Source organism: Flavobacterium sp. OHVDL-2026-0007 (assembly GCF_059882335.1).
Window position 1 is genome coordinate 440,915 of sequence record NZ_CM187612.1, and the last position, 12,630, is coordinate 453,544.

Genomic DNA, 12,630 nt, shown 5'->3' on the forward strand with positions numbered 1-12,630 from the left:
TAGAGAGTTGTGGGCTTTCCACAGTATTAAATAGACAAAAAGTTGTCTCATTTCTCACGTCATTATATTTTTAAAATGTTAGATAAAATCATACAGTTTAGTATAAAGAATAAGTTCATTATACTATTGTTTACCCTTGCCTTAATTGCTTGGGGAAGTTACTCAATAAAAAATTTACCGCTCGATGCCCTGCCTGATGTTACCAATAATCAGGTTCAAATCATTACTACAGCACCAACTTTGGCTAGTCAAGAGGTTGAGCAATTAATCACCTATCCCTTAGAGCAGGCTGTCAAAACGGTGCCTAAAATTATTGAACTTCGTAGTATTTCTCGATTTGGACTGTCCGTGGTAACGGTTGTCTTTGAAGATGATGCCGATATTTACTGGGCCAGAGAGCAGATATTTCAGCGCATAAAAGAAGCGGAGGAAAATATTCCGGATTATGCAGGTTCGCCAGAATTGGCACCAATTTCCACAGGTTTAGGCGAAGTGTATCAATATGATGTTTATGCTAAAAAAGGCTATGAACAGAAGTACGATGCCATTAAGTTGCGCACCATTCAGGATTGGATCATCATTCCGCAATTACAAGGGGTGAAGGGAATTGCAGAGGTGAGTACCTGGGGAGGGAAATTGAAGCAATATGAGATTGCAGTGAATCCAAATGCCCTAAATAGTTTGGGGGTTACCATTACAGAGATTTTTGAATCCTTAGAGAAAAACAACCAAAATACGGGGGGCGCTTATATTGAAAAAGATCAATATGCTTACTTCATTCGCGGGGTGGGAATGGCCAAAGGAATTAAGGATTTGGAAAATGTAGTGGTAAAGAACCGTAATGGTGCTCCCGTGCTAATCCGTGATGTAGCAGAGGTTCGTGAGGGAATAGCCTTGCGTTATGGTGCTTCGACCAAAGATGGAAAAGGGGAGATTGTATCTGGTTTGGTTTTGATGCTAAAAGGTGAAAATTCCAGTGCTGTCGTGCATAGAATCAAAGAAAAAATGATTCAGATTAATAAAAGCTTACCCGAAGGAGTGGTGGCTGAAGCCTTTATCGATCGAGAGAAATTGGTCGATAATGCGATGGGGACAGTGACCAAAAACTTGTTAGAGGGGGCTTTGATTGTTATTTTTGTATTGATATTGTTTTTAGGAAATCTAAGAGCAGGTTTAATTGTAGCCTCTGTGATTCCTTTAGCGATGCTTTTTGCTGTGATTCTCATGAATGCTTTTGGGGTCAGTGGTAATTTAATGAGTTTGGGGGCTATTGATTTTGGAATCATAGTCGATGGGGCTGTGATTATAGTGGAAGCGACCATGCATCATTTGCAAAAACTCAAACGTAAAAAAGAGCTTTCACAAGAGGAAATGGATACTGAGGTATATAACTCAGCTTCAAAAATTAGAAATAGTGCGGCCTTCGGAGAGATTATCATTTTGATTGTGTATCTACCTATTTTAGCCCTGGTGGGCACCGAAGGAAAAATGTTTAAGCCTATGGCTATGACCGTTGGTTTTGCGGTCATAGGAGCCTTTATTCTGTCCTTAACTTATGTACCGATGATGAGTGCGCTGTTTTTATCGAAAAACACAGTGCATAAAGAAAACTTCAGTGATCGAATGATGGCTTGGTTTGAGCGTTTGTATACTCCTTTTTTAGTAAAAGCATTGCAATTTAAAAAAGTAGTCTTGGGGCTTGCTTTAAGTTTGTTTGCTTTAAGTCTTGTTATTTTTCAGCATATGGGAGGTGAATTTATTCCCACGATCGAAGAAGGAGATTTGGCTATTAATGCGACAATAATGACCGGTAGTTCCCTTACTCAAATGATCAAAACCACTACGGAATATGAAAAGATATTAAAGGCAAGATTTCCAGAGATCAAAACAATTGTCTCTAAGATTGGTAGTGGTGAAATTCCCACGGATCCGATGCCTATTGAAAGTGCCGATTTGATTATTGTGCTAAAAGATAAGAAGGATTGGTCGGGAAAATATGATAACTGGGAAGATTTAGCGCATGCCATGAAAGAAGAAATGGAAGTGATTCCAGGGGCAAATATTGAGATCTCCCAACCGATTCAAATGCGTTTTAATGAACTCATGACAGGAAGTCGAAGTGATATCGCTATCAAGATTTTTGGAGATGATCTTGAGGTCTTGGACGCTAAGGCCAATGAGTTGATTTCGAAAATTAAGGGTATTGAAGGAATAGGTGATTTGAAAGCTGATAAGGTAACTGGTTTGCCACAGATTACCATAAAATACGATTACGATAAAATTGCATTATACGGATTGAATATTTTCGATATTAATCGAATTATTCGTTCTTCATTTGCAGGAGAAAGTGCAGGGAAAATCTACGAAGACAACAAAAGATTTGATGTGGTGGTTCGTATGAATCAGGAAAACCGAAGCGATATTAATGATGTCAGTAATTTGTTTATTCCGCTTCCAAGTGGACAGCAAGTTCCCTTAGCGCAAGTGGCGACTGTCGAGTATGAACAAGGTCCTGTGCAAGTGAGTCGTGAAGATGGGAAACGAAGGATTTCAGTCGGTTTGAATGTTCGTGGTCGCGACATTAAAAGTGTGGTAGAAGAAATCCAGCAAAAATTAGATAAAGAATTAAAACTTCCGGCAGGTTATTACGTGACCTACGGGGGACAATTTGAGAATCTAGTAGAAGCTACACAACGACTTTCAGTGGCTTTACCGATTGCTTTAGGATTGATCTTGGTCTTGTTGTATTTTACTTTTAATAGTTTTAAACAAGCAGCTTTAATTTTTACGGCTATTCCTTTATCGGCTATTGGAGGTGTTTTAGCGCTTTCCATGCGCGGTATGCCTTTTAGTATTTCTGCGGGGATTGGTTTTATTGCCTTATTTGGAATTGCGGTATTAAACGGAATCGTGTTAATAACCTATTTCAATCAGCTCAAAACAGAAGGAATAACCGATCCTTTGCAAAGAGTCTTGATTGGAACCAAAACCAGATTACGCCCAGTGCTTATGACAGCGGCTGTGGCTTCTTTAGGATTTCTGCCTATGGCCTTATCTACAAGTGGAGGAGCAGAGGTACAAAAGCCTTTAGCCACTGTAGTTATTGGAGGTTTGGTCTCGGCGACCTTATTGACGCTAATTGTTTTACCAATTTTGTATTTACTATTGGAAAAAGGGATCAGCCGTAAAGGGGGAAAAGAGTTGAAAGAAGGAGAGCAAGAAATTTAAAAAGTAAAAAATGAAGAACACCGTATATGGTTTAAACACCAAAAGCTTAGCAAATTTTAGGGTAATTCCTTTGCAAGGACTAGCCTTAATAGCTTTTTTGTTAATCTCTACTTTTTCGTGGGCACAAACCAAGGAAGCGATCAGTTTAGAAAGAGCAATAGCAATGGCCAAATCGAATAGCATCGATTTAAAGATGGCCGATAAAGAAATCGAAAAACAAATCGTACTAAAAAAGACAGCCTTTGAGCCAGAACCTCTGGAGGTGCAATATCAGGGAGGGCAATTCAATAGTAGTGATTATGATCACAACATATCGATTCAACAGTACTTCCCTGTGGGCAAAATAACCAAAGCCAATAGACAGTTGCAGGAAGAGCTTGTCAAATTAGCGGAAAAACAAAAGGCATTGTCGGCTTATGAAATAGAAAAAGCCGTAACCTTGGCATACTATCAATATTTGTATGGACTTTCAATCCAGCGATTAAACTCGGAATTAAATGCTATTTATACCAGGTTTTTAAAAAATGCTGAATTGCGTTTTCAAACAGGAGAGAGTGGTCATATTGAGGTGATTAGTGCCAAGGTAAAAGTAAAGGAGATTGAAACTCAAAAAGCCCAATTAGACTATGATTTGGCTATTTATCAAAAACAGTTGCAATTTTTTATGCAAACCGATCAAAATATAGTACCCGATGATAAGACAGCCTTACAGTATACGCTTTTAGAAGGGCAGGGAAATGGCAAAGCGGAAGCTTTGGTGTCGGATTATTACCAACAACAAATTTCGGTTTACCAAAAAGAAGCCAATACTTTTAAAGCCATGAGAACGCCAAAAGTAGGCTTGGGTTATTTCGCACAGACTATCGATACAAAAGGCTTGTTTCAAGGTTTTACAGCTGGTCTACAGATTCCTTTGTTTGGAGGTGTAAACACAGCCAAGGCAGAGGCCTCTGCTATTAGTATTGCCCAATCGCAATTGGCTTTGGATAAAAGTAAGTTGACCTTAGGTCTGCAAATGCAGGAATTGGAAAACAATTTTGAAAAGCAGAAAAAAGCGCTTGAGTATTACCAAAAGGAGGGTTTGCAGTATGCCGATCAAATCATCACTACGGCTCAGAAAAGTTATGCTAATGGGGATATGAGTTACTGGTCTTACATTAGTTTTTTAAATCAAGCTATTGATATTAAAAAGCAGCATGCAGAGGCCACACACAACTTTAACCAAAGTGCTATAGAATTCCAATTTCCATCCATCAAAAACAATTAAAATGAAAAATAGTTCAACTTATATAACACCAATATCAGTTCCTTCAAATTCTAAGGGAGCAAAATCGATACTACAGACTGTGTGCTCAATTCGAACACTAGCTTTGTTTTGTGTTACTTCTTTGGTTTTTACCCTAGGGAGTTGTAAAGAAAAGAAAGAAGAAGTCCATGAAGAAGAAAAGTCTCAGACAGAAGTAGTACTGACTACCTCTCAGTTTAAAACCGTTGGAATCGAAACGGGAGCCATAGAAAATAGAAACTTAAATAAAGTCATAAAGGCAAGTGGATATACCACAGTTCCGCCTCAAAACTCAGCGGAAGTAGCGACTTTAATAGGAGGGACGGTGAAAGATATTTTGGTTTTAGAAGGCACTTATGTAAACAAAGGAAAAGTTTTGGCTACGATTCAAAACCTAGAAGTGATCGAAATGCAGGAAGATTATCATTCCGCTATGGCCAATATTGAATATTTGCAATTGGAATTTAATCGTCAAAAAACATTAAGTGATGAAAATGTCAATCCTAGAAAGACATTTCAAGAAGTAAAATCAAAATTAGCAGCTGAAAGAGCTAGAGCGCAAGCGGCTAAAAATAAGCTGGAAGCTTTACATGTTGGTACCAAAGGCAGTTCTTCTGTAGTGCCTATAGTGGCACCAATCAGTGGTTATGTAGGTAAAATTAATATTGCCAAAGGCGCTTACGCTCAAACGGGAGTTTCCTTGTTTGAGGTAGTAGACAACAGTCAAATGCACTTGGATCTCAATGTTTACGAAAAAGACTTGGGGGCTATTTCTATTGGCCAAGTCATTGATTTTGTATTGACCAATCAATCCAATAAGTCGATCAAAGGAAAGATTTTTGGAATCAATAAGTCATTTTCGAATGAAAGCAAAACCGTAGCGGTACATGCTAAGATTGATCCAGCAGATGCCAAAGATCTAATTTCAGGAATGTATGTTTCGGCTAATATTAATATTTTGAACGCAACGGTTCCTTCTTTACCAAAAGATGCTGTAGTAAGAAATGCGGATAAGTATTTTGTCTACATTCAAGAAGAGGGACATAAAGCGCATGATGATCATCAAGACCACAAAACAGCAGCAAAAGAAGAGACGCATGACGAAATACATTTTCGAGCAATTGAAGTGGTGCCAGGAACGACAGATTTAGGTTTTACAGAAGTAAAATTTGTAGAAGCAATTCCAGCTGATGCTAAAATTGTCGTGAAAGGAGCTTTCTATTTGCTTTCTGCTATGAAAGGTGGAGGAGAGCATAGTCATTAAAAAGAGCTTTTCCAGTAGAGGAAAAGTACGAAAAAAGAGGTAACTTTAGAAAGTGTTTACGGGGCGATAGTCAGTCCTAAGCAGAGTAGAAATACCCCACTTACATTGAGTGTAAGTGGGAAAACTTGAAATTAAAAATTTGAAACCTTTTTTATGGAACAGCAACAAATAAATGGAAAGAGCATCAAACAGCAAAAGATCCATGCGGCATGTTGTTCGACTCATGAGGATCATAATGATGTTGATGATCACGGACATCAACATGAGCAGCATAATGACCAAGGGATGTTTAAAATGTTTTTACCGGCCCTGATTTCATTTGCTTTATTAGGCATAGGTCTTGGGTTTGATCACTATTTTCCTCAAAACTGGTTTTCAGGATATCTCAGAGTGGGCTGGTATGTCATGGCGTACTTACCCGTTGGAATTCCAGTTTTGCAGGAGGCATTTCAAAGTATTAGAAAAGGCGATGTGTTTTCGGAATTTTTTCTCATGGGTATTGCTACCATTGGGGCTTTTGCTATTGGTCAGTATCCAGAAGGCGTTGCCGTTATGTTGTTTTATGCCGTTGGAGAACTGTTTCAAACGTTGGCTGTTAGCCGAGCAAAATCCAATATTAAAAGTTTATTGGATCAGCGCCCTGATGAAGTGAGTATTCTCGTAAATAATGTGGTGACCCGAGTAAAAGCGGCCGAAGTATCCATAGGAGCCATTATTCAGCTTAAATCAGGAGAGAAGTTGGGTTTAGATGGTCTATTACTCTCGGATAGGGGTTCGTTCAATACCGCTGCTCTTACAGGTGAAAGCAAGCCTGATACCAAAGTAAAAGGAGAAACGGTTTTAGCTGGAATGATCAATGGAAATACCATGACGCAAGTGAAAGTTACGACCGCCTATAATGACAGTAAACTTTCTAAAATTCTAGAGTTGGTTCAAAATGCGACGACTCAAAAAGCGCCAACGGAATTATTCATCCGAAAATTTGCGAAAGTATATACCCCAATTGTAGTGTATCTAGCTCTAGCGATTTGTCTTTTACCGGTATTTTTTGTGGCCAATTATGTTTTTAGTGAGTGGTTGTATCGTGCCTTGGTATTTTTGGTTATTTCATGTCCCTGTGCTTTGGTGATTAGTATTCCCTTGGGGTATTTTGGAGGAATTGGTGCTGCGAGTAAAAACGGAATCTTATTTAAAGGAAGTAATTTTCTAGACAGTATGGCTAGCATCCAAAACGTAGTAATGGACAAAACAGGTACCATGACCGAGGGTGTCTTTAAAGTGCAGGAGGTGGTTATTTCAGCTGATTTTGATCAAAAAGAAATACTGCAACTGGTCAATGCACTGGAAAGTCATAGCACACATCCAGTGGCCACGGCTATTCATGATTTTGTAGGGGAGCTTAATCCTGAAATTGTGTTGGTAGATGTGGAAGAAATTGCTGGGCATGGATTAAAAGCCCGTATTATGGAAAAAGAATTGCATGTAGGGAATTTTAAGCTCTTAGATAAATTCAACATTGCCTATGACATAGATCCCAATACCATTGTGTACACCACCATTGCCATTGCCTACGATCAAAAATTCGTTGGCTATTTGACCATTGCCGATACGATCAAAGAAGATGCGCTCCAAGCCGTTAACCAACTAAAGGCTTTAGGGGTTAAACTAACAATGCTTAGTGGAGATAAGGCTAGTGTGGTGCAATTTGTGGCCAAACAGCTCGGTATTGTAAATGCCTTGGGAGATTTACTACCAGAGGACAAAGTACAGGTGATCAATACTATAAAAGAAAAAAAGCAGACTGTTGCTTTTGTTGGAGATGGTGTTAATGATGCTCCAGTGATTGCTTTGAGTACGGTAGGCATAGCTATGGGAGGGTTAGGGAGTGATGCTACTATCGAAACTGCTGATGTAGTGATCCAAGATGATAGGCCCAGTAAAATTCCTATGGCTATAAACATTGGCAAACAAACCAAAAAAATTGTTTGGCAAAATATTACTTTGGCGTTTGTGATCAAAGCGGTCGTTTTGATCTTGGGGGCTGGAGGACTTGCCACAATGTGGGAAGCCGTTTTTGCAGATGTCGGTGTAGCTTTGTTGGCGATAGTAAATGCCGTCCGAATTCAAAAAATGAAGTTTTAAATTCATTGCGATAGACAAAGGCCCAATTTCTAGTGAAATTGGGCCTTTGCATTTTAAGTGATCGGCTGTAAAACGCTGCGCTGAAACTAGGACTAGCTCACAGATTTAGCTAAAAATTTAAAATTGTAGTGATCTGGTTGTGGAGTAGCCGTACGACTGTTTGATTGCTTTTCGCCGGTATTTGGGTGGGGTACCAATTTCGATTTGGAGGGACAATAATGAGTAAGCCTTCATCAGTCCCTAGAGCAGAAAAAGCGGTACTATTGTCGTTCTTAGCAAAGAAGGAAAAGTGGTGTTTTTGGATCAGTTCTTTTCCTAAGGCTAAAGGGTTTTCATGAACGATGCCAATTTCGCTGAGGTTCAATATGGAAGTAGAATCAAATGGTTTTGTTTGTGCATTGTTCAGCGTATGTCTGGCGATGAGCTCTAATAAATTACCATTATTGTCGTAGAAGTAAACGGCATTAGCATTCCAGTTTTCAAATGTAGCGATGACGTTTTGGTCTTCGATGGGGATTAATTCAACTTTATGGGAGCACCAGTCAATGGCTTGGCTGAGCTTATTCATAGGAATAGTGAAGGCAAAATGATACAGGGAGTCAAAATCGGGATTTTCAACAAATTTTAAAATGGAGGTGCCTGCCTCAAATGAGACGAAAGCAGTGTCTTTTTCTATAATGGAAAAACCAAGTGTCTTTTGATAAAAGGCCGTGGTAGCGATTAGGTCTTTTGTTTGGATTTCGAGTTTTTCTATTTTCATAGTATTGGTTTTAGGGTTTAGGTGGAGTATTTAAAAGTCTTGTTGTGATAGTGCTTTTGAAAAAATGCTGTACACAAATTTAATAAATGAACTTAGCGGTGCTGCGTCAAGATCATTCTATACTTCTATGTGGCCATCAAAAATGAGTATGGAAAAATCTCATTTTTGAACCGATAAAGTATAGTTTAAAGCTGTTCGACTCTTAAATTAAAGAGGTGTAAGGCAAAAAAAAAGTGCTAAATCTTTTGATTTAGCACTTTTAAGAGTGATGTTGATCGTAAAAGTTACACTTTTAGAGGACTCAATATTAATTGTTTTGCTCTGCTATGGAAGCTTTGTTAAGCTTAATGATTCTTATTTTTTTATTGGTGTTATCTGCTAAAAATAGACGGTCATTAAGTTGGGCTACACTGACAATACTTCCAAAAGGCTGCACTCCCATTACATCGGACGTATTGAGTACGGGATTGAAGTTACGATTGAGAAAATCTGATTTTTTATAAAGACGAAGGTAATTGGCACTACCAACATTTTCCGTGCTGATAGCCCAATCCAAACTAAAGTTAAGGGCAATTGGCTTAGCTTGAAAAGGGGCTGTAACGGGTTTCATTGGTTCGACAAGGGAAGCTGCGGCATGTTTTTTAATAGCAGCAATGTCATAATATAAAAAGCTTTTAGCATCTCTTCCAGCTACAACTAAATTTCCAGCTTCTACATCCATAGAATAAGTTTCCTTGTAACCATTTAGTGTATTTAATTTGGCAATTGGCGTTAAATTCCAGATGCTTGTTTCGGTAATTTGTGATGTTTGAAATACTTTTATCGAAGTATTTTGTTCTTTAACAAATAGTAATCCATCTTTTACCGTAACACCATAAACACCCACAAAAGTTTGCCACCATTGACCGTTTCCAACGGTACTAATTCCTATGTTTGTGATTTCATCAAATACAAAAAGCCTTGATTCCCCTCCAAGATAAATTCTTCCATTATCAATACAAACTGACGTAAGATTTGTTAGCGGAATGGTGGTTGCCTCTTTGGTATAGGCTGTAATGGTTTTGATATGATCCAAAGTGACGGCATTGAAAATTTCCAATACATTACCATTACAGATGTAAAGTTTGTTGTTGGCTATGGTGATGCCTTTAGGATCGAATGTTCCGCTACCATTTCCAATTTGACTGGCTGTAATGGATGTTTCTTCGGTTGGATAGTAATAAGCATAATTGGTCGATTCACCCTCTGCATTGTCCTTGCTACAATTGGTAAAAAGACAAAGTAATAATAGTAAAAACGGTATTTTGTTCATGATAGTTTTATAGGTTATTTCCATGTTCCTTCTCCTTTATATTTTACTAAAAATGGATTTTTAGGATCAACGGTAAAGACAGGTTTTTTATAAGTACCGCTTAGGTAAGCGGTCTTGGTGTATCCTTTAAGAATGTCTGGATCTGTAAAGGGAAGATCATGGATATGAATAAGGTATTTGTAGAACTGCGTTAACATTTCTTGTTGACCTCCACCTTGGCCACTATTGGCTAGGTTACTACTGTGATTATAACCAGAATGATGTGAATATTCATGAGACCAAACCGACATATCACCTTTCCAGTGACCCGTTACATAACCCGATTCCCATTGCGAGGCCAAAGCACCACCGCCCCAAGCAGAATCTCCACCAACCATGGCCATATTCAGGTTTCTGGTATCTATATAGGTTTTATAAGCTTGCTCAATTTGTTCTTTGGTGAGATAATCGTAAACACCATCCACATCGTCAGCATTTCCGTGCCAGTTTAATGCACCATTGATTGCTGTTCCAGCTGTTGCGGCCTGTTCTTTTTTGTATCGATCAAAATTCATGAAAGTATCATAATACAAAGGATGGCTAATGGCGTAGGAATAATTGATAATCATAGCAATAGCTTCTTTAGCCAGAACAGGGTTCATTGGTAAATATTTACCATACTCGTTGATGTGATATTGAGCACTGAATTGTACCAATCGCGATGATTTTATTTTTTGGAATTTAGCAAATAAAGGATCCGTTGACTCCACTGAAAATTCAATAGCGCCAGAAGAGAAGCCTGAAATTTGATCAATAGTAACGGTTTTGCCATTTTCTAATAGATAATCATTTTTTCCTGCTACTAAAGGAATCTGATGAAAAGAACGATGGAAAGCAGGAACGTTTGTGAAATTGTAAATCAAAAAACGCTTGTCATAATTAGGCAATTTGGCATAGATTCTCACATCAGTTAGACCAACAGGAGAATAAAGGGATACTTGTACAGAATCTTTTCCTTTTTGAATAATTTGCATGGGCTGGTTCACACGAAACCAACGATCCTTATTGTCATACATTCTCGAAGAAGGCTCATCATCTTCAAACATGGTCATCGGTTGATTGCCAGCGGGTAGGTTTGTGGCATCGATGCTAGGCAAATAATTGGGCTTGTAATTGTCTCCTTCACTTCCATTATCACTACAGCCAAAAAGGACCGTGGAGAGTAGGACAAAGAGGAGAAAATTGAAATTGTTTTTTCTCATTTTGTTTTGTTAATGTTAAATTTGGGGCTTATTTTTAATAAGCTGCAAAAGTACCAATAAACTGTATAAAACAATAGAGTTTATTAAAAAAGATAAAGAAAATTCGTGCTTATTTTAGATTGGTTTAATGCTCCAGATCTTGGTAAACGGCAGCTGCTTCGTCCTCTATATGTCCTTGGAGGTGAGGTGAAATAACGAAGACTTACTACCACTAAAGGGGCCCGTGCGTAAAGCGTTGTAGAGCTGTTTACTGAAAACAGTTCTAAAATCTTTTTAAGATTACCGCGGGCAGCTCAAGTGAAAAGGGCTTCTACTTCAATAGAAGTAGGCCAAAGGGAAGGGGGGGATTAAGATCCCATTGGAGGCAACTGTCACCAATGGGAACTTGGTAGGTCCTAGTGAATTTTAAATCCTCTAGGTTTTAGCGCTAATAGTGGCTTGGAGAATCCCTATTAGCTTTTATGATGTTCAAGTGTTGGATGCATTTTATTTTTTTTCAATGGTAAGGCTGGTGTACAAACCGATGATAACCAAGATTACACCTAATAAAGTATACCAACTAAGGGGTTCATTTACCATGAAATAAGCAATTAAAAAGCCGAATATCGGACATAAAAAAAGCCAGTAAGAAGCTTTGATGGGGTTAATTTTTAAGAGGTACAACCAAAATTGTACCGCCCCAATAGAAACCGCTAAGGCCAACCAAGAAGTAGAGAACCAAAAATCGCTATCAAAAATATTTTTAGCAGGTTCGTAGGTAAACCATAACACTGGAAGTAGAAATACAGCCCCAATGATGGTTTGCCATCCATTGATGGTCAGTATGTGTAGCCCATTCCAGTTTTGACTGGAATAATATAGGGTACCCAGTGAATACGCGATCATACTGATTACTAAAATAAGGATACCGCTGGGGGTTGCATAACTGCTTTGTAAAAGGGGATAGGCCGCTAAAAAAACACCTGCTAGACAAAGAATTAAACTAAGTATATTTTTAAACTTGATTTTGTGAGATAACCAAATCGCCGAAATCAAAACAATAAATACAGGATTAGTGGCTACAGCTAAACTTCCCAAACCAGCGGATACTTTTTGCATGGCTACCACATATAAACCCAGATAAAAGGTAATATTGAACAAACCATAAATACTAATTTGCACCCATTCTTTTTTCTGTGGAAGGCGTTTTGCCATTAACAGATGTGAGATAATAAGCATAATGCTTCCGGCCATTATAAATCTAAAAATCGAAATCACAAAGGGCTGGGCAGATTGTAATCCTATTTTGGTAGCCGTGGAGGCCGATGCCCATAAAAAGGCAAAAACAATTCCTGCAAAAATGATTTTCCATTCTTTGACTTTACGGCCAAGAGGGATCCTTTTTTCTGTGGTCAACAT

At 38.4% G+C, this 12,630-nt stretch carries 8 protein-coding genes; 4 read left to right on the plus strand and 4 right to left on the minus strand.

Annotation, left to right across the window (positions count from 1 at the left end; translation table 11 throughout):
* The first annotated feature begins 75 nt into the window (after window positions 1-75).
* The 4 genes from AC51AA_RS01885 (at window position 76) to AC51AA_RS01900 (ending at window position 7,919) form a co-directional block, all read left to right on the plus strand.
* Window positions 76-3,228 carry an efflux RND transporter permease subunit gene (locus tag AC51AA_RS01885; protein ID WP_500704052.1) on the plus strand — a complete coding sequence of 1,051 codons (3,153 nt, stop codon included), beginning with the start codon at window positions 76-78 and terminating at the stop codon, window positions 3,226-3,228.
* Window positions 3,229-3,238: 10 nt separating this feature from the next.
* On the plus strand, window positions 3,239-4,495 hold the full coding sequence (locus AC51AA_RS01890) for a TolC family protein (protein ID WP_500704053.1): 1,257 nt from the start codon (window positions 3,239-3,241) through the stop codon (window positions 4,493-4,495).
* A 1-nt stretch (window position 4,496) separates the two neighbouring features.
* On the plus strand, window positions 4,497-5,777 hold the full coding sequence (locus AC51AA_RS01895) for an efflux RND transporter periplasmic adaptor subunit (RefSeq protein ID WP_500704054.1): 1,281 nt from the start codon (window positions 4,497-4,499) through the stop codon (window positions 5,775-5,777).
* 153 nt (window positions 5,778-5,930) lie between these two features.
* Entirely contained in the window at window positions 5,931-7,919 is a 1,989-nt protein-coding gene (locus AC51AA_RS01900; protein WP_500704055.1) for a heavy metal translocating P-type ATPase, read from the plus strand.
* 109 nt (window positions 7,920-8,028) lie between these two features.
* On the opposite strand, the gene AC51AA_RS01905 is transcribed toward AC51AA_RS01900, so the two are convergent.
* The 4 genes from AC51AA_RS01905 to AC51AA_RS01920 all read right to left on the minus strand — a co-directional run bounded on the left by AC51AA_RS01905 (window position 8,029) and on the right by AC51AA_RS01920 (window position 12,630).
* Window positions 8,029-8,679: a VOC family protein gene (locus tag AC51AA_RS01905; RefSeq protein WP_500704056.1), complete on the minus strand. Its 651-nt coding sequence runs from the start codon at window positions 8,677-8,679 to the stop codon at window positions 8,029-8,031.
* 307 nt (window positions 8,680-8,986) lie between these two features.
* The gene (locus AC51AA_RS01910; RefSeq protein ID WP_500704057.1) at window positions 8,987-10,015 is read right to left on the minus strand and encodes a hypothetical protein; all 1,029 of its coding nucleotides are present in this window, start codon (window positions 10,013-10,015) and stop codon (window positions 8,987-8,989) included.
* Window positions 10,006-11,232, minus strand: a complete 1,227-nt coding sequence (locus AC51AA_RS01915; RefSeq protein ID WP_500704058.1) for a hypothetical protein — start codon at window positions 11,230-11,232, stop codon at window positions 10,006-10,008. The genes AC51AA_RS01910 and AC51AA_RS01915 overlap by 10 nt, the downstream gene beginning before the upstream one ends.
* A gap of 486 nt (window positions 11,233-11,718) precedes the next feature.
* The gene (locus tag AC51AA_RS01920) at window positions 11,719-12,630 is read right to left on the minus strand and encodes a DMT family transporter (protein WP_500704059.1); all 912 of its coding nucleotides are present in this window, start codon (window positions 12,628-12,630) and stop codon (window positions 11,719-11,721) included.